The organism is Hydrogenophaga sp. (assembly GCF_051858985.1).
Lineage (GTDB): Bacteria > Pseudomonadota > Gammaproteobacteria > Burkholderiales > Burkholderiaceae_C > Hydrogenophaga.
On the sequence record NZ_JBHYGM010000002.1, the window covers coordinates 628,037 to 645,885 of the forward strand.

Here is a 17,849-nt window from a genome sequence, read left to right on the forward strand (position 1 = left end):
CGCACATGAAACACATCATCGCTGTCCTGCTGGAAAACGAACCCGGCGCCCTGTCACGCGTGGTCGGCCTGTTCTCCGCCCGTGGCTACAACATCGAATCGCTCACCGTGGCGCCCACCGAGGACCCCAGCCTCTCGCGCATGACGATCCAGACCACGGGGTCGGACGACGTCATCGAACAGATCACCAAGCACCTCAACCGGCTCATCGAGGTGGTGAAGGTGGTCGATCTCACCGAAGGCTCCTACACCGAGCGAGAGCTCATGATGGTGAAGGTGCGCGCGGTGGGCAAGGAGCGTGAAGAGATGAAACGCATGGCCGACATCTTTCGCGGTCGCATCATCGACGTCACCGAGAAAAGCTACACCATCGAGCTCACGGGCGACCAGGGCAAGAACGACGCCTTCCTCGAAGCCATCGACCGGGGTGCCATTCTTGAAACCGTGCGCACCGGCGCGAGCGGCATTGGCCGCGGCGAGCGCATCCTGCGCGTGTAAGACAATCACCCGTTTTTTTCAACCCGAACAACACATTTCAACTGGAGCAACCCATGAAAGTTTTCTACGACAAAGACTGCGACCTCTCCCTGATCAAGGGCAAGACGGTGGCCATCATCGGCTACGGCAGCCAGGGCCATGCGCATGCGCAGAACCTCAACGACAGCGGCGTGAAGGTGGTGGTGGGCCTGCGCAAGGGCGGCGCATCGTGGGACAAGGTCGGCAAGGCCGGCCTGAACGTGCTCGAGGTCAAGGAAGCGGTGAAGTCCGCTGACGTCGTCATGATCCTGCTGCCCGACGAGCAGATCGCCGAGGTCTACAAGAACAACGTGGAGCCCAACATCAAGCAGGGCGGCTCGCTGGCCTTTGCCCACGGCTTCAACGTGCACTACAACCAGGTGGTGCCGCGCGCCGACCTGGACGTGTGGATGGTCGCGCCCAAGGCGCCGGGCCACACCGTGCGCAACACCTACACCCAGGGCGGGGGCGTGCCCCACCTGGTGGCGGTGCACCAGGACAAGAGCGGCAAGGCGCGCGACCTGGCGCTGTCGTATGCCATGGCCAACGGTGGCGGCAAGGCCGGCATCATCGAGACCAACTTCAAGGAAGAGACCGAGACCGACCTGTTCGGCGAGCAGGCGGTGCTGTGCGGTGGTGCGGTCGAGCTCATCAAGATGGGCTACGAGACGCTGGTGGAAGCGGGTTATGCGCCCGAGATGGCGTACTTCGAGTGCCTGCACGAGCTGAAGCTGATCGTGGACCTGATCTACGAAGGCGGGATTGCGAACATGAACTACTCGATCTCGAACAACGCCGAGTACGGCGAGTACGTGACCGGGCCGGAGGTGATCAACGAGCAGTCGCGCGTGGCCATGCGCAATGCCTTGAAGCGTATCCAGAACGGCGAGTACGCCAAGATGTTCATCGCCGAGGGCCGCACCAACTACCCGAGCATGACGGCGCGCCGGCGCACCACGGCCGACCACAGCATCGAAGTGGTGGGTGCGCAGTTGCGCGCCATGATGCCGTGGATCGCCAAGAACAAGCTCGTGGACCAGACGCGGAACTGATGCCCCCACGCTCCACCGCTGCGCGGGTCGCTGCCCACCGAGGGGGCTGATCCGACTTGGGGCGGCCAGGCGTCGGATCCCGCCGCTACCACGCTCGCTGGGCGCATGTTCAGGGTCACTTCGGTGGCCCTTTTCGTTTTCGCGACTGCCTTACACTGGGCTTTTCGACATCCCCGGCTCCCCGGGCGACCAAGAGACACCATGCACGACGGCACCGAATCCCACATGGCGCCCAGCGACGAGCGCCCCAAGCGCGCCAAAGGCATCTACATGTTGCCCAACATGATCACGCTGGCTGCGCTGTTTGGCGGTTTCTATTCCGTGGTCATGGCCATGAACGGCCGCTACGACCTCGCCACGGTCGGCATCTTCGTGGCCATGGTGCTCGACAGTCTCGATGGTCGCGTGGCGCGCCTCACCAACACACAGAGCGCATTCGGTGAGCAGATGGACTCGCTTTCCGACATGGTTTCGTTCGGCGCTGCACCCGCGCTGATCGCCTACGAATGGACGCTGCGCGACCTCGGCCGGTGGGGGTGGATCGCTGCCTTCGTGTACTGCGCATGTGCAGCGTTGCGCCTGGCGCGGTTCAATGTCAACACCGCTGTGGTCGACAAGCGCTTTTTCCAGGGACTGCCTTCGCCTGCGGCCGCAGCGCTGGTGGCCGGCTTCATCTGGCTGATGACAGAACTGGGCATTCCGCCTCAGGACGTGACCTGGTTCATGTTCGCCCTCACGCTCTACACAGGCCTGACCATGGTCACCAACGTGCCGTTCTACAGCTTCAAGGATTTGAGTCTGAAGAAGAGTGTGCCGTTTGCCGCCATCGTGCTCGTTGCGCTGGGCATCGCGGTGATCAACATCCACCCACCCACGGTGCTGTTTGGCTTGTTTGTGGTGTATGGCTTGTCGGGCTACGCGCTGTACTTCTGGCGCAAGTCGAAGGGCCGCCCCACGAGCGTGATCAGCACGTCGACCGACGAACCCGATGAGCGCGGCCTGCATGACTGATTGACGAGCCTTTGTGCTACATTCGCGTTTATGTTCCAGATTTCGATTTCGCTACTACTGGGTGTCCGTCACGGGCAGGTCTGGTAACGCGCGAGCGATTTCCTCCACAACGGCCCGTTTGCACCTGCAGCGGGCCGTTTTGTTTTGGGACTGCAGGTTTATCTAAGAGCCGCCCACAAGGCGACACACCGGAGCACTGAGATGAGCGACAAACTGATCATTTTTGACACCACCTTGCGCGATGGCGAACAGTCGCCCGGCGCGTCCATGACCAAGGACGAAAAACTGCGCATCGCGCGGCAGCTGGAGCGCCTGAAGGTGGATGTGATCGAGGCCGGTTTTGCCGCCAGTTCGAATGGCGACTTCGATTGCGTGCACGCCATTGCGAACACCATCAAGGACTCTACCGTCTGCTCTCTGGCACGGGCCAACGACCGCGACATTGCTCGTGCGGCCGAGGCGCTCAAAGGCGCTCAACGCGCCCGCATTCACACCTTCATCGCCACGAGTGCGCTGCACATGGAGAAGAAGCTGCGCATGACGCCTGAGCAGGTGCTGGAGCAGGCCGTGCAGTCGGTGCGTTTCGCCCGTAACCTGGTGGACGACATCGAGTTCAGCCCCGAGGACGGCTACCGCAGCGACCCCGACTTCCTTTGCCGCGTGCTGGAGGCGGTGATCAAGGAAGGGGCGACCACGCTCAACATTCCTGACACGGTGGGTTATGCCATTCCCGAGCTCTATGGCGAGTTCATTCGGAATCTCCGGGAACGCGTGCCCAATGCCGACAAGGCCATCTGGTCGGTGCACTGCCACAACGACCTGGGGATGGCGGTGGCCAATTCACTGGCGGGCGTGAAGATCGGCGGTGCGCGTCAGGTGGAGTGCACCATCAACGGCCTGGGCGAGCGTGCCGGCAACTGCTCGCTGGAAGAGATCGTGATGGCGGTGCGCACGCGTCGTGACTATTTCGGCCTTGACGTCGGCGTTGACGCCACGCAGATCGTGCCGGCCAGCCGCATGGTCAGCCAGACCACCGGCTTTGTGGTGCAGCCCAACAAGGCCGTGGTCGGGGCGAACGCCTTTGCCCACGCCAGCGGCATCCACCAGGATGGCGTGCTCAAGGCGCGTGACACCTACGAAATCATGCGCGCCGAGGACGTGGGCTGGAGTGCCAACAAGATCGTGCTGGGCAAGCTCAGTGGCCGCAACGCCTTCAAGCAGCGCCTGCAGGATCTGGGCATCGAGATGGAATCCGAGAGCGAGATCAACACCGCTTTCGCAGCATTCAAGGAGCTGGCTGATCGCAAGAGCGAGATCTTCGACGAAGACATCCTGGCGTTGTGCAGCGATGAAAGCGTCACCGCGGAAAAGGAGCAGTACGGGCTGGTCTCGCTCAAGCAGCGCAGCGAAACCGGGGAGCGGCCGCATGCGAATGTGGTTTTCACGGTCGACGGTCACGAAATCCAGGGTGAAAGCGACGGCAACGGGCCTGTGGACGCTTCATTGAAGGCGATCGAGAACCACGTGAAAAGTGGTGCCGAACTGGTGCTGTATTCGGTCAACGCCATCACCAGCGGTTCGACCGAGAGCCAGGGGGAGGTGACCGTGCGTCTGCAGCATGGCGGCCGCGTGGTCAACGGCGTGGGCGCGGACCCGGACATCGTGGTGGCATCTGCGAAGGCCTACCTGAGCGCCCTCAACAAATTGCACAGCAAGGCTGACCGGGTCGCGGCCCAAGGATAAATCCTTTGAAATCAAATACTTGCTGATTTTCGCTTCCTGAACGAAAGAATTGATGCCAAAAGTAGCATCTGTTCTACCGATCACTGAAGAAGACTTTACAAGCATTTGATATTGCTAGTTTTTTTCTGGGTGTCTATACTCCGCTCCAGCGTGGTGCATCTAGCTGGAGTGGAGTCAAAGTCATGGGCGTTGTTCGGTTTCACAAAATCCTGGTTGGAATGGCCCTTTCGGCGGGGCTGGCCCTATTGAGCACGCCTACCGCGACCCAGGCGGCCACCAGCACTTCCAAGGTCGCCAAGTCCAAGAAGTCGACCAGCGCACAGAAGGCCACCCAGCGCAAGACCGTGGTGGTGAAGAAATCACAGGCGAAAGTGGCCAAGGCGCCGGTTCGCAAGACCGTCAAGGCGGTCAGTGCTCGCAACACCCGCGTGAAGGTGCAGATGGCGGGTGGACGCACCACATCGCTGCACAAGGTCTCCGTCAAGCAGAAGCCCTCTGCGCGTTCCAATGTGATTCGCGCTGCCATTGTTCACCGTCCGTCGATGGGCGAGACGCTGGGTTTGCGCGGCAATGACGATCCGCTGGAGCTCAATTCCAGCGTGGCGCTGGTGATCGACCAGCAGACCAACGAAGTCCTCTTCAGCAAGAACGATGCGGCGGTGTTGCCCATTGCGTCGCTCACGAAGCTCATGACCGGCCTAGTGGTCGCCGATGCCGGTCTGGACATGAACGAAATGATCACGATCACCGGCGACGACATCGATACCGTCAAGGGCAGTCGCTCGCGGCTGGCCGTGGGCACGACCCTGAGCCGTGGCGAGATGATGCACCTGGCACTGATGTCGAGCGAAAACCGGGCGGCGCACGCGCTCGGTCGCACCTATCCGGGCGGGCTGCAGGAATTCGTCCGTTTGATGAACCAGAAGGCTGCAACCCTTGGCATGGCCGACACGCGCTATGTGGAGCCCACGGGCCTCTCCAGTCTCAACCAGTCCAGTGCCCGCGATCTCGCGACGCTGGTGTCGGTGGCTTACCAGCGCCCGATCCTGCGCAGCCTCTCCACGTCCCCCGGCTACGAGGTGGATCTGGGGCGCCGCACGCTTCACTACAACAATTCGAACCGCCTGATCAAGAATCCCGATTGGGACATCGGTCTGCAGAAAACCGGCTACATCTCCGAAGCAGGACGTTGCCTGGTGATGCAGGCCAAGGTGGCCGGTCGCCAATTGATCATGGTGTTTCTGGATTCGGCCGGCAAGGTGAGCCGCATGCAGGACGCCGAGCGCGTGCGCCGCTGGGTGGAAGTTCAGACCGGCACTACGCAGCCTCTGGCCCGCCACCAGCCTCAGGGCTGAAGCCCGGGCGCGTTCAGCGCGCTGCCGCGGGCACCGGTACCTTGGGGCAGCCCAGCGCGGCGGATATTTCAGCCGCCGTGGCGCGCAATTTGGGCACCCAGTTCTCGTCGATGCGGTCCGCCGGCGCTGAGATCGACAAGCCCGCAACCAGCTTGCTCTGGTCGTCGTAGATGCCGGCGGCCATGCAGCGCACCCCCAGTTCCAGTTCTTCGTTGTCCCGCGCCAGGCCGGCCTGACGGCACTGCGCGAGTTCGCGCTCCAGGGTGGGGAGCTGCGTGAGGCTGTTGCGCGTGTTGCCGGCCAGGCCGGTGCGGGTGGCATAGGCGCGCACGCGCGGTGCTTCGTCGTCGGCCAGGAAGAGCTTGCCCACCGAGGTGAGATGCAGCGGGGCGCGTCCACCGATGGCGCGCACCACCTGCATGCCTGAGCGTTCGCTGTAGGCGCGCTCCACGTACACGATCTCGTCGCCCTGGCGCACGCTCAGGTTCACCGGTTGCTGGATGAGCTTGTGGAGTTCCCGCATGGGGAGCAGCGCTGCGTCACGAACGCTCAAGCGCGCCTTCACCAGATTCCCCAGTTCGAGCAGCCTCATGCCGAGGCGGTAGCTGCCTGCTTCCGGTCGGTCCACGAAACGCCCGATGGTCAGGTCGTTGAGGATGCGGTGGGCGGTGGACGGATGCAGGCCGGTCTTCTCGCTGATCTCCTTGAGCGAGACCGGATCCTCCCGGGATGCAAGCACCTCCAGCAGGTTGAACATGCGCTCGATCACCTGCACGGTGGGCGTGGCGGCCAGGTTTTCAGATCGTTTGGTCATGGGTGCGGTGGGTTGACCGCGATTTTACAAGATGAAATTGGCGCCCGCGAAACGGTGTGCATACCCTGCCGGAGCATATTCAATCCGCGGGCGTCCAGCGGCCTTCAACGAGCAGTTCGTGAGGGTGGAACCCCGCCTTGTAGTTCATCTTGCTGCTCTCCCCGATCCAGTAACCCAGGTAGACGTGCGGCAGGTCGAGTGCCCGGGCTTGTGCGATTTGCCAGAGCACGCTGTAGGTCCCGTAGCTGGCCTTGTCATCGGGTTCGTAGAAGGTGTAGACGGCGGAGAGGCCGTCGTTGAGCACATCGACGATGGACACCATCTTGAGCTTCGCGGGCTGGTCCCCCACCGCTGGTTCGTGGAACTCGACCAGGCGGGAGTTCACCCGGCTTTGCAGCAGGAACTGGGTGTACTGGTCGATGCTGTCGTGGTCCATGCCACCGCCGGCGTGGCGGCTGTTCTGGTAGCGCAGGTAGAGCTGGTAGTGCTCGGGAATGAAGCACAGCTTGAGCACCCGGGTCTGCAGATGACGGTGCAGCGCTTGCGTGCGACGCTGGCTGCGGTTGGGCTTGAACTGCACCACGGGAACGCGCAGCGGCACGCAGGCCTGGCAACCGTCGCAATACGGACGGTAGGTGAACATGCCGCTGCGCCGGAAGCCGTGCGTGACGAGGTCCGAGTAGGCGTCGTTGTGGATGAGATGGCTGGGGGTGGCGACCTGGGAGCGTGCCTGCCGGTCAGGCAGGTAGCTGCACGGGTAGGGTGCCGTGGCGTAGAACTGCAGCGCCTGAAGGGGAAGTTCTTTGAGATGCGTCACGCGAGACGACCGTCGTCGAAAAGAAGTGTTTGCCAGTATACGGGTGAGAAATGCCACTGGGGCGCGGGGTGCGGCAGGGCCGTCCGCACATGGGCGCAGAATTCATCGCGCGGCATCAGACGTCCGCCCAGCGAGGCCAGGTGCGCGGTGTCCTGCTGGCAGTCGATCAACGGCAGGTCCTTCGCGCGGCAGAATGCCACCAACGCTGCCAGCGCGACCTTCGAGGCATTGCTCTGGCGGCTGAACATCGACTCCCCGTACACCATGTTGCCCAGGTTGATGCAGTAGAGACCTCCGCAGAGCTCGCCGTCGATCCAGGTCTCCACGCTGTGCGCCATGCCGGCGTCGTGCAGGCGGATGTAGGCCTCCACCATCGCCGGAAGGATCCAGGTGCCGGTCTGGCCTTCACGCGGGGTGTGGGCGCAGGCCCGGATGACGCGCTCGAACTCGTCGTCGAACCGAATCTCCAGCCGGCCCTCGCGCAGCCACTGCTGGATGGTCTTGCGCAGCGATCGGTGCAGGCGGAACGCCCGCGTTTCCAGCACCATGCGGGGGTCGGTGCTCCACCACAGGATGGGCTGACCGGCGCTGTACCAGGGGAAAATGCCACGCGAATACGCCGCCACCAGCGTGGGCACGTCCAGCACGCCGCCCGCGGCCAGCAGCCCGGGTGCCGGGTCGCGGGTTCCCCAGGCACTCTCCACAGGCGGAAAAGCCTGGCCGGGTTCCAGCCAGGGCAGGGCGCGGGTGGGAGGGGTCTGCGTCATGCCGCTATTGTGCGCGGCGGCTCCACAACATCAAGCCCGGTTTGCCCTGCGGCGCCGAAGGAGCAGCCAAGCGGTGGCGGCGAGCCCGATGCCCACCGTGTCCGCCACGAGGTCTTCCCATTCGCCGAACCGCCATCCCGTGGCGGTCTGGGCGAGTTCGATGGCGCCGCCATACACCAGCAGCCCCACAGCGACTCGCACCGCATGCTGTGGATAGGAAATAAATCCCAGAGCGCCCAGCCAGACAAATGCGATGGCGTGCTGGGCCTTGTCCCAAAGGCTGAAGGCCTGGGGCGGCAGCATGGTCACTGGCGTGAGGGATGCGATGGTGATGCCGATCACGCTGAGCCAGAAGAGCGTGCGGATCACGCCTTGCTCTCCGCTTCCAGGTACGCGGTGAGGTGGTGCAGATGCACCCGCATCGCCTCGCTGGCCCCCGCGGCGTCTCGGGCACGCAGGTGGCGCAGCACCTTCCTGCGCACGGCCACCATGTCGGGGTGCGGCTGGGGATCGATGCGCAGCAGGATCATGCGCATGACCTCGGACACCGCATCCACCAGCATCACCGTGAGGTCGTTGTGCGTGGCCACGGCCAGGAGGTGGTAGAAGCGGTGAAGCGACCGGGCGTTGCGCGAACCCTGGCCCTTGCGAAAGAGCTCCGCGTGGTATTCGTTGTCGGCCTCGATCGCGTCGAGCTCGGCCTCTGTCGCGCGCTCGCAGGCCAGGCGAATGGCCATGCACGTGAGCTCGATACGCGTTTCGGTCACCACGGCGATGGGCATCTGCGCCAGCGCCACCATGTCGCTCATGGCCTGGGTGATGCCGTGGGGTGTGCTGGTGCGGATGTAGATGCCCCCGTGGGCGCCCATGCGCGATTCCACCAGGCCCATCGACTCGAGGCTGCGGATGGCTTCGCGCACCACGCTGCGGCTCACCGCGAGCTGTTCGGCCAGTTCGCGCTCGCCGGGCAGCCGGTCGCCAGGGCGCAGCTCGCCGCGGAAGATCTGCTGGCGAATCTGGTCGCAGACCGCCTCGAATCCGCGCTGGCTGCGAACTTCACGAAGGCCGAGGCCTTCGATCAGATCCGAGTCGGGCGGTGGCGCTTCGGTGTCGCCAACAGGCATCGAGGAACTGGTTCTGCGCATGGAAAACAGGAGGGGTGGAAGGGGCCGCCGCCGATGATCGCACAGCCCGGACGGCCACCCCGTCCACCTACACGACCGGCGTGAACATCGGCACGCGGTTCTCTGCGTCGGCGGACTTGAAGCACAGCTTCACGCGGTCGCCGATGCGCAGGGTGTCGAGGTCGCAGTCGACGATGTTGGTGAGCATCGAAACACCTTCATCCAGTGTCACATACGCCAGCGCGTAGGCGATGGGGCCTGCCTTGCGCGTGACGGTGACGCTGTAGATCGTGCCCAGGCCACTGGCGTCGATCCATTCGGTGTCAGACAGGCAGTAGGGGCACAGGGCGCGGGGGTAGAAGTGGACCTTGCTGCAGCCGATGCAGCGCTTGATCTTGAGGATGCCCTGTTTGGCGGCGGTCCAGTAGGGTTCTGTGGCGGCGTCCATGATCAGGTTGCCGACCGGACGTTCCTGGTACATCGTGCTCATCGCTTCACTCCCTTTCCATGATCAAGGTGGCGCTGCCGTGGCGCGAGCCCAGCAGGCCGCCGGTGCCCTGCGCCAGCGCCAGGCGGCAGTCGCGAACCTGCACGCTGGCGTGCGCCTCGCCGCGCAGCTGGCGCACGGCTTCGATCACCTTGGTGATGCCGCCGCGGTTGGCGGGGTGGTTGTTGCACAGACCGCCGCCGTCGGTGTTGAAGGGCAGCTTGCCCACGCCTGAGATCAGGTTGCCGTCCATCACGAACCGGCCACCTTCGCCCTTCTTGCAGAAGCCCAGGTCTTCCAGCTGCATGAGCACGGTGATGGTGAAGCTGTCGTAGATGGACGCGTACTGAATGTCAGCGGGCTGGACGCCAGCTTCCCGGAAGGCGATCGGACCGGAGACCACCGCGCCCGAGTACGTGAGATCGACCTGTCCGGCCGACTGGCCCTTGATGGTCTCGCCAGCACCCAGGATGTTCACCACCGGGCGCTTGAGCGAGCGCGCGATTTCCGGGCGGACCACCAGCAAGGCGCCGCCGCCGTCGCTGACGACGCAGCAGTCCAGCTTGTGCAGCGGGTCGGAAATCATGGGCGAGTTGACGACGTCCTCGACCGTGACCACGTCGCGCAGCATGGCGTGCGGGTTGTGCTGCGCGTGGGTGGAGGCGGCCACCTTGATCCAGGCGAGTTGCTCGGCGGTGGTGCCGTACTCGTGCATGTGGCGTGCGGCGGCCAGCGCGTACATGTTCACCGTGATGGGGCCGTACGGCATTTCAAACGCCACGTCGGGGGTGGCGGGCGTGACGTTGCGGGGTTGCACGCCCACGCCGCTGGCTTCGCTGCGCGGACGGCCTGCCAGCGTGATCAGTGCGACGTTGCATTTGCCGGCCGCAATGGCTTGCGCTGCATGGGCCACGTGGATGAGGGGTGCGGAGCCGCCCGTGTCCGTGGTGTCGGTGTGGCGCAGTTTCAGGCCCAGGTAGTCGGCCATGCTCAGGGCACCCAGCCCCGGTGCATCACCCGCGCAGAAGTAGCCGTCCACGTCCGAAAGCGAGAGGCCGGCATCGGCCAGGACGCCGCGTGCGCATTCTGCGTGGAGTTGCGGCGTGGTCTTGTCGGGCGCCTTGCGGGTGGGGTGCTCCCAGGCCCCCGCGATGCACGCCTTGTTCTTGATCGTCATAGCTGGTGCGTTGCCTTTCCTTGTCGATGAGTCTGTTCGGAATGGCCCGTTCACCTAGGGATTTCCCGCGTTCAGTGACCGAGCAAACCGATGCTACCATTGGTCAGACCTTAAAACTAATCAAAATTTGCAACGGGACTTCGAACCCACTTTTTTGAACAGGAAAGAACAGACATGACGCAGATCGTTTCGCTGCAAGGCCGCACCGTGGTGGTGACCGGCGCAGCACAGGGCATTGGCAAGGCCATCGTCGAATGGGTGATCGAGCTCGGGGGCAATGCGGTGGCGGTGGACCTCAACGCCGAAGGCCTGAAAGCCACCACGGATGCACTGCCCGCAGACCGGGTGATGGCCGTGGTGGGCAGCGTGGCCGATCCCGAACTTGCCACCCGCGCTGTGGCTGACGCCGTTGCCCGTTTCGGATCGGTGCACGGCCTGGTGAACAACGCCGGCATCATCCGGCCCGCCATGATCGAGAAGATGACGCTGCAGCAATGGCAGGAAGTCATCGACGTGCACTTGAGCGGCACGTTCTACTGGTTGCAGGCGGTCGGTCGCCACATGATCGAGCGCTCCAAGGCGGGGGACACCACCGGAGGATCCATCGTCAACATCTCGTCGGATGCCGGCCGCAAGGGCGCCATCGGCCAGGTGAACTACGCGGCGGCGAAGTCCGGCATGTTCGGGGTGACCATGACGGCCGCCAAGGAATGGGGGCGCTACAACATCCGCACCAATTCCATCTGCTTCGGCGTCGTGGAAACACCCATGACCGAAGTGGTGCGAGGCGAGAAATTCCGCGACAAGATGCTGGCGCAGATTCCCCTGGGTCGGTGGTCCACGCCAGACGAGGTGGTGAAGTCGGTGTGTTTCCTGCTGTCCGACGGCTCTTCGTACATCACGGGACAGCACCTTGGGGTCAATGGTGGCTTCCACATCAGTGTCTGAGGACGCATGCGCATGACCACCCCAAGACACCACATCCCCGCACGCCGCCACGTCCTGTCTGCCGTGGCGGCCACGTTGGCACTTTGCATCAGCGGCGCGGCCGTGGGGCAGGAGACCAGCTTTCCGAACAAGCCAGTGCGCTTGATGCTGGCCACCGCGCCGGGCGGCGCCACCGACATCCTCGCCCGCCTGATCGCCGACAAGCTCAGTGCCGCCTGGGGCCAGCCTGTCCTGGTGGAGCAGCGCGTGGGTGCCAACGGCATGATCGCTGCCGCTGCGCTGGCCAAGGCGCCGCCCGATGGCCACACCGCGTACCTCTCCATCAGCTCGATGGTGCAGAACGTGCTGCTGCGGCCCAACCCGGGCTACAAGATGGAAGAGGTGGCGCCGGTCACGCTGGTGGCCACCATTCCCATTGCCTTCGGCGTGAGTTCGTCACTGGGCATCCAGACCGTGGCCGATCTGGTGAAGTACGCCAAGGGCCAGCCCGAAGGCATCACCTACGGCACGTCCGGCGCAGGCTCGGGCTCGCACCTGGTGGGCGCCGCGCTGGCGAGCGCGGCCGGCTTCAAGGCGACGCACATTCCCTACAAGGGAGAGGTGAGTTCGCTGCCCGACTTGCTCAACGGACAGTTGACGGTGGGCTATGGCTCGGCGGGTTTCTACGCCGCACAGGAAGCCTCCGGCAAGGTCAAGGTCCTCGCGGTGACGGGGCCCAGGCGCGTCGCGCGGTATCCGCACATCCCGACGCTGGCTGAAGCCGGGTTTCCCGGCGCCAACCTGCCCGGCTGGTACGGGCTTTTCCTGCCGGCGGGCACGCCCAAGCCGGTGGTTTCCAGGTTTTCCAATGAAGTGCGCCGCATCGTGGCCTTGCCCGAGGTGCAGGCCAAGATCGAGGAAGTCGGTTTCGTGCCGGTGGGCAACTCCAGCGAAGAGTTCTCGCGCTACATCGCCACCGAGATGGACACCTGGTCCCGGGTGATCAAGCAGAACGACATCAAGGTGGACTGATGCACATGGACTTCCGACTCACCCCAGAGCAAGAGGCCTTCAGAGAAGAGGTGCGAGCTTTCATCCGCGAACGCCTGCCCGAAGACATCCGCGAGCGCCTGGCCATGGGCCACCCTGCGCGCAAGGACGATGTGGTGCGTTTCCAGCGCATCCTCCACGAACGCGGATGGGCCGCGCCGCACTGGCCCAGGGCCCATGGCGGAGCCGACCTCGGTCAGGCCGAACGGCTGATCCTGCAGGAAGAAATACAGCGCGCACCCGCACCGATGCCGTCGATCTTCAACGTGGTGATGCTCGGCCCGCTGTTGCTGAAGTTCGGCACCGCAAAACAGCAGGATCACTTCCTGCCCAGGCTGGCCAGCGGTGAGCTCTGGTTCTGCCAGGGCTTTTCCGAACCCGGTTCGGGTTCCGATCTGGCGTCGCTGCGCACGTCGGCGCGCCGTGAAGGCGATGAGTACGTCGTCAATGGCCAGAAGATCTGGACCAGCTCGGCGCACCAGGCGGACTGGGTGTTTGCGCTGGTGCGCACCGAGAAGGCGCCGCGCAAGCAGGACGGCATCAGCTTCCTTCTCATCGACATGCGCACGCCCGGCATCACCGTGCGGCCCATCGTGTCGATCGATCACGCCCACCACCTCAATGAGGTGTTCTTCGACAACGTGCGCGTGCCGGTGGAAAACCTGGTGGGCGAAGAAGGACGGGGCTGGGACTGTGCCAAGTTCCTGCTGGGCAACGAGCGCACCGGTATTGCCAACGTGGCCTATTGCCGTGAGCGGCTGGACTTCGCGCGCGCACTGGCCCGCAAGCTCACCCAGGCGGGCCGCCCGCTGGCCGAGGACGCCGTGCTGCAGGCCGAACTGGCGGCGCTCGATGCCGAAGTGCGCGCGCTGGAAGTGACCAACTGGCGGATGCTGCTGGCGCCGCAGACGGCGCTGGCCGGTCCTTCGTTTGCCTCGGTGCTCAAGCTCAAGGGGACCGAGCTCCAGCAGGATCTGGTGGCGCTGATCGCTCGTCTGGGCGGCCTGACGGCGCTGGAGCGGCGTCCCGGCGAAGGCGAGGGCAGCGAGCACTGGGCCGCGCCCGGCAACCTGCGCTACCTGCAGTCCCGCGCGGCCAGCATCTATGGCGGCTCGAGCGAGATTCAAAAAGACATTCTGGCCAAGGCGGCCCTGGGATAGGCATGAACTTCGAACTCCATGAAGACCAGGTTCAGCTGCGCGACAGCGTCGCGCGCGTGCTGGCCGACCACTACCCGTTTGAACAACGGCGAGCGATTGCCGCCACCGCCGGGGGCACCAGCCCTGCGGTGTGGCAAAGGCTTTGTGGCCTGGGCGTGAGCGGCTTGCGAATCGCCGAAGAACACGGTGGCTTCGGCGGTTCCGCGGCCGATCTTTCGGTGGTCATGCAGGCCTTCGGCCAATCGCTGCTCACCGAACCTTTTCTGGCTTCTGCGGTGCTCGGGGCCACGGCGCTGTCGCACTCGGGCGACGCCACCAGCCACGCGCTGTTGCCGCAGGTGGCCAGCGGCGAGCGCATCGTGGCCTGGGCGAGCGACGAGCCCGCCGGGCGGCATGCCGCCTGCTGGGTGGAAACGCAAGCGCGCCAGCAGGGCGGGGGTTGGACCCTCACGGGCAGCAAGGCCCTGGTGCTCAATGCGCCACAGGCCGATGCCTTCATCGTGAGCGCCCGGATCTCCGGTGAGCCGGGGGATGCGCAAGGGCTGGGCCTCTTCCTGGTGGACGCGGGCAGCGCAGGCTTGACGCTGCGCACCTACCGCCTGATCGACGACACACCGGCTGGCGACCTGCAGCTCGACGGGGTGCAGGCCAGGCCGCTGGGCGAGCCCGGGCGAGCGGGTGAGGTCATCGAAGCCACGCGCCAGGCCGGTGTGGCAGCGCTGTGCGCCGACGCCGTGGGTGCCATGGAAGGCGCCTACCAGCTGACCGTGGCGTACCTCAACACCCGCAAGCAGTTCGGCCGGCTGATCGGCGAGAACCAGTCCCTGCGCCATCGCGTGGCCGAGATGATGGTGGAGCTGGAAATCGCCCGCAGCATGGCCTTTCTGGCGGCGTGTGCCATCGACGATCCTGGCTCGGTGCAGCGCGAGGACCTGGCCCGCGCCAAATTCATCATCGGCCGCCATGGCCGCAACCTGTGCCAGAGCGCCATCCAGCTGCATGGCGGCATCGGCATGACCGAGGAATACGCGGTGGGCCACTACCTGCGGCGCATCGCGGTGATCGACCAGCTTTTTGGTGACAGCGCGACCCAGCTTTCGCGTCTGGCCGGCCTGCTGGAAACAACAACCTGACCCCCTGGAGACATCATGAAAACACCTGCCTTGCGTTCCTTCTCCCTTGTGACGTCGCTGGCCGTGGCCGCTGGCGTGATGTTCGCGCTGCCGCAAACGGCCGCAGCGCAGTCGGGCGACTTTCCAAGCCGACCGATCAAGCTCATGGTGGCCACCGCGCCCGGCGGCAGTGCCGATGCCACGGCCCGCATGATTGCCGATGGCCTCTCCCAGGCCTGGGGCCAGCCGGTGGTGGTGGAGAACCGCACGGGGGCCAACGGCATGATCGCCGCGCAGGCACTGGTGAAGGCGCCGGCCGATGGCTACACCATCTACATGTCGCTCAGCAGCATCGTGCAGAACCTGCTGTTGCAACCCACGCCGGGCTACCGCATGGAGGAACTCACGCCGGTTTCCATGGTCGCCATCCTGCCCATCGCACTGGCTGCGCCGGTGCAGTTGCCGGCCTCCAGTCTGGCCGAGCTGATCGCATTGGCCAAGCAGAAGCCTGGTTCCATCAGCTACGGTTCTTACGGCGTCGGTTCCGGTGCGCACATCATTGGCGTGGCGCTCAACAAGAAGGCCGGCGTCGACATGACGCACATCCCCTACAAGGGTGAAACCGACTCGTTCTCGGACATGGTCAACGGACGGGTCAGCACCGCCTGGGGCTCGGTGGGCTTCTACGCCAACCAGCTCGCGGGCGGCAAGGTGAAGCTGCTGGCGGTGGCCAGCCCGCACCGCCTCAAGGCCTTTCCCAACGTGCCCACGCTGGGCGAAGCGGGCTATGCCGAGGCCAATCTGGCGGGCTTCACCGGCCTGTTTCTGCCAGCCGGCACGCCACCGGCCATCGTCAGCAAGTACTCGCAGGCCGTGGCCAAGGTGCTGGCGGCGCCGGACGTGCAGGCCAAGGTGGTGAGCTTCGGCTGGGAGCCCATGACCAACACGCCGGAAGCGTTCAAGAAGCAGCTCGACGACGAGATGCAGAAATGGTCCACCGTGATTCGCGAGAACAACATCAAGCTGCAGTGACATGGGCACGCTCGAAACCATCCTTTACGAAGTCTCGGAGGGCGTGGCCACCATCACGCTGAACCGGCCGGAAACGAAGAACGCCATCAGCCCGACCCTGTCCAGGGAACTGGGCGAGACCGTGGTGGAGATCAAGCGCGATCCCACCGTGCGCGCCGTGGTGCTCACCGGGGCCGGCGGCGCGTTCTGTGCGGGCGGCGACGTTCGGGGCATGAACGAGGCCGGGCCCCGCACGTCGGCGCAGGTTCGCAGTGGCATGGAGCGCTACCGCCGCACGACCGAAGAGCTCATGAGCCTGGACCGCCCGGTGATTGCGGCGGTGGATGGTGTGGCCTATGGCGCCGGCTTCAGCCTGGCGCTGCTGGCGGACATCGTGCTCGTGAGCGACCGCGCGCGCCTGTGCATGGTGTTCCAGCGCATCGGGTTGATTCCCGACTTCGGCGCGCTGTACACGCTGCCGCGCTGCGTGGGCCTTCAGCGCGCCAAGGAACTCGTGTTCTCCGCGCGCGAGATCGGCGCGCAGGAGGCCTTGCAGATGGGCATCGCGCTTGAAGTGCTGCCGCCCGCCGAGCTCATGCCCCGCGCGCTGGCGCTGGCCGCCAGCTTCTGTGGCGCCTCGGAGGCCGCGCTGAGCATCGCCAAGCGGGGGCTCAATGCGTCGCTGGGCAGCGATCTTCCCACCATGCTCGAACTCGAGGCCACCGGGCAGGCGGTGGCGCTGAGCGGCGATTACATGAAGGAGTCTGCCCGGCGTTTCGTGGCCAAGGAACCCGCCCAATTTCGCTGGCCTGCGCGCCAGGACACCCCCACCCTCAAGTGACAAGATGCTCGACTACCAGAAGACCCGCCACGCGCAGTTCGACGACGTGCGCCACAGCTACTCCACCCGCGACACCATCCTCTATGCACTGGGCATCGGCATGGGCAGCGACCCCCTGGACCGCAGTGAACTGCGCTTTGTCTATGAAAAAGACCTGCAGGTGGTGCCCGCCATGGCCAGCGTGCTTGCGTCGCCCGGTTTCTGGATGCGCGAACGCCAGGAACTCGGCATCGATGCGGTGAAGCTGGTTCACGGCGAACAGGCCGTGACGCTGCACGCCGCCCTGCCGGCAGAAGGCACCGTGATCGGCCGCACGCGCGTGACGCGCGTGGTGGACAAGGGGGAGGGCAAGGGCGCGATCATCCAGACGGAAAAGAAGCTCTTCGACGCCGCCACAGAGCAGTTGCTGGCCACGGTGGAGCAGGCGGTCTTCTGCCGCGGCGACGGCGGTTTCTCGAAAGCCGGCGGCGGTGACGTAGCCGGCCCGGCTCTGGCCGCCACACCCGACACCGAGCCCGACCACGTGGTGGACATGCCTACCCGCGCCGACGCCGCCTTGCTCTACCGCCTCTCGGGCGACCTGAACCCCCTGCATGCCGACCCGGACGTGGCCGCCAGGGCGGGTTTCCCCAAGCCCATCCTGCACGGGCTGGCCACCTACGGCGTCACCTGCCGCGCGTTGCTCGCCGCCTTCTGCGGCAACGACCCATCGCGGCTGAAGTCCTTGCGCGCACGCATGTCATCGCCGGTGTTTCCCGGCGAAACCATCCGCGTCGAGTGCTGGCGCCAGCCCGAGGGCGTGGCGTTTCGCGCACGCATTCCCGCGCGCGACGTGACCGTGCTGTCCCATGGGCACGCCGAACTTTCTTTCTCCTGAGCCCCATTC

Annotated in this window: 19 protein-coding genes; 12 read left to right on the plus strand and 7 right to left on the minus strand. The window is 65.0% G+C overall.

The annotated features are described in order from the left end of the window. Window positions 1-5: 5 nt before the first annotated feature. The 5 genes from ilvN (at window position 6) to ACTIEY_RS09465 (ending at window position 5,676) form a co-directional block, all read left to right on the plus strand. Window positions 6-497 (plus strand): acetolactate synthase small subunit, encoded by a 492-nt coding sequence (gene ilvN, locus ACTIEY_RS09445; RefSeq protein WP_439518850.1) that lies wholly within the window; start codon window positions 6-8, stop codon window positions 495-497. A gap of 53 nt (window positions 498-550) precedes the next feature. Further along, a complete protein-coding gene (ilvC, locus tag ACTIEY_RS09450) occupies window positions 551-1,567 on the plus strand; it encodes a ketol-acid reductoisomerase (protein ID WP_439517214.1) in 1,017 nt (338 codons plus the stop codon). Between the two features lie 201 nt (window positions 1,568-1,768). Then, window positions 1,769-2,578, plus strand: a complete 810-nt coding sequence (gene pssA, locus ACTIEY_RS09455) for a CDP-diacylglycerol--serine O-phosphatidyltransferase (RefSeq protein WP_439518851.1) — start codon at window positions 1,769-1,771, stop codon at window positions 2,576-2,578. 201 nt (window positions 2,579-2,779) lie between these two features. Next, complete coding sequence (locus ACTIEY_RS09460) at window positions 2,780-4,321, plus strand: 2-isopropylmalate synthase (protein WP_439518852.1); 1,542 nt, start codon at window positions 2,780-2,782, stop codon at window positions 4,319-4,321. A gap of 218 nt (window positions 4,322-4,539) precedes the next feature. Beyond that, a complete protein-coding gene (locus tag ACTIEY_RS09465) occupies window positions 4,540-5,676 on the plus strand; it encodes a serine hydrolase (protein ID WP_439518853.1) in 1,137 nt (378 codons plus the stop codon). Between the two features lie 13 nt (window positions 5,677-5,689). Here ACTIEY_RS09465 and ACTIEY_RS09470 read toward each other — a convergent pair whose 3' ends face one another. The 7 genes from ACTIEY_RS09470 to ACTIEY_RS09500 all read right to left on the minus strand — a co-directional run bounded on the left by ACTIEY_RS09470 (window position 5,690) and on the right by ACTIEY_RS09500 (window position 10,862). Then, window positions 5,690-6,490, minus strand: coding sequence for an IclR family transcriptional regulator (locus tag ACTIEY_RS09470; protein WP_439518854.1), 801 nt, complete (start codon window positions 6,488-6,490; stop codon window positions 5,690-5,692). A 79-nt stretch (window positions 6,491-6,569) separates the two neighbouring features. Beyond that, window positions 6,570-7,307 (minus strand): arginyltransferase, encoded by a 738-nt coding sequence (locus ACTIEY_RS09475; protein WP_439518855.1) that lies wholly within the window; start codon window positions 7,305-7,307, stop codon window positions 6,570-6,572. Next, on the minus strand, window positions 7,304-8,074 hold the full coding sequence (gene aat / locus ACTIEY_RS09480) for a leucyl/phenylalanyl-tRNA--protein transferase (protein WP_439518856.1): 771 nt from the start codon (window positions 8,072-8,074) through the stop codon (window positions 7,304-7,306). The genes ACTIEY_RS09475 and aat overlap by 4 nt, the downstream gene beginning before the upstream one ends. Before the next feature lie 30 nt (window positions 8,075-8,104). Further along, window positions 8,105-8,443: a VanZ family protein gene (locus ACTIEY_RS09485; RefSeq protein WP_439518857.1), complete on the minus strand. Its 339-nt coding sequence runs from the start codon at window positions 8,441-8,443 to the stop codon at window positions 8,105-8,107. Continuing rightward, window positions 8,440-9,219 carry a FadR/GntR family transcriptional regulator gene (locus tag ACTIEY_RS09490; protein WP_439518858.1) on the minus strand — a complete coding sequence of 260 codons (780 nt, stop codon included), beginning with the start codon at window positions 9,217-9,219 and terminating at the stop codon, window positions 8,440-8,442. Before ACTIEY_RS09490 ends, ACTIEY_RS09485 begins: the two co-directional genes overlap by 4 nt. 67 nt (window positions 9,220-9,286) lie before the next feature. Further along, complete coding sequence (locus ACTIEY_RS09495; RefSeq protein WP_439518859.1) at window positions 9,287-9,688, minus strand: Zn-ribbon domain-containing OB-fold protein; 402 nt, start codon at window positions 9,686-9,688, stop codon at window positions 9,287-9,289. 4 nt (window positions 9,689-9,692) lie between these two features. Beyond that, complete coding sequence (locus tag ACTIEY_RS09500; RefSeq protein ID WP_439518860.1) at window positions 9,693-10,862, minus strand: thiolase domain-containing protein; 1,170 nt, start codon at window positions 10,860-10,862, stop codon at window positions 9,693-9,695. 174 nt (window positions 10,863-11,036) lie between these two features. Between ACTIEY_RS09500 and ACTIEY_RS09505 the strand changes: the two genes are divergently transcribed. Genes ACTIEY_RS09505 through ACTIEY_RS09535 form a run of 7 tightly spaced genes read left to right on the plus strand, consistent with a single transcriptional unit; the run spans window position 11,037 to window position 17,840 of the window. Next, entirely contained in the window at window positions 11,037-11,810 is a 774-nt protein-coding gene (locus ACTIEY_RS09505) for an SDR family NAD(P)-dependent oxidoreductase (protein WP_439518861.1), read from the plus strand. A 12-nt stretch (window positions 11,811-11,822) separates the two neighbouring features. Further along, window positions 11,823-12,821: a Bug family tripartite tricarboxylate transporter substrate binding protein gene (locus tag ACTIEY_RS09510; protein ID WP_439518862.1), complete on the plus strand. Its 999-nt coding sequence runs from the start codon at window positions 11,823-11,825 to the stop codon at window positions 12,819-12,821. A gap of 5 nt (window positions 12,822-12,826) precedes the next feature. Beyond that, window positions 12,827-13,999, plus strand: a complete 1,173-nt coding sequence (locus ACTIEY_RS09515; RefSeq protein WP_439518863.1) for an acyl-CoA dehydrogenase family protein — start codon at window positions 12,827-12,829, stop codon at window positions 13,997-13,999. Window positions 14,000-14,001: 2 nt separating this feature from the next. Continuing rightward, window positions 14,002-15,132, plus strand: a complete 1,131-nt coding sequence (locus ACTIEY_RS09520; RefSeq protein WP_439518864.1) for an acyl-CoA dehydrogenase family protein — start codon at window positions 14,002-14,004, stop codon at window positions 15,130-15,132. Between the two features lie 15 nt (window positions 15,133-15,147). Beyond that, the gene (locus ACTIEY_RS09525) at window positions 15,148-16,143 is read left to right on the plus strand and encodes a Bug family tripartite tricarboxylate transporter substrate binding protein (RefSeq protein ID WP_439518865.1); all 996 of its coding nucleotides are present in this window, start codon (window positions 15,148-15,150) and stop codon (window positions 16,141-16,143) included. Window position 16,144: 1 nt separating this feature from the next. Continuing rightward, a complete protein-coding gene (locus tag ACTIEY_RS09530; RefSeq protein WP_439518866.1) occupies window positions 16,145-16,963 on the plus strand; it encodes an enoyl-CoA hydratase/isomerase family protein in 819 nt (272 codons plus the stop codon). Window positions 16,964-16,967: 4 nt separating this feature from the next. Beyond that, a complete protein-coding gene (locus tag ACTIEY_RS09535) occupies window positions 16,968-17,840 on the plus strand; it encodes a MaoC/PaaZ C-terminal domain-containing protein (RefSeq protein ID WP_439518867.1) in 873 nt (290 codons plus the stop codon). Window positions 17,841-17,849 lie beyond the last annotated feature (9 nt).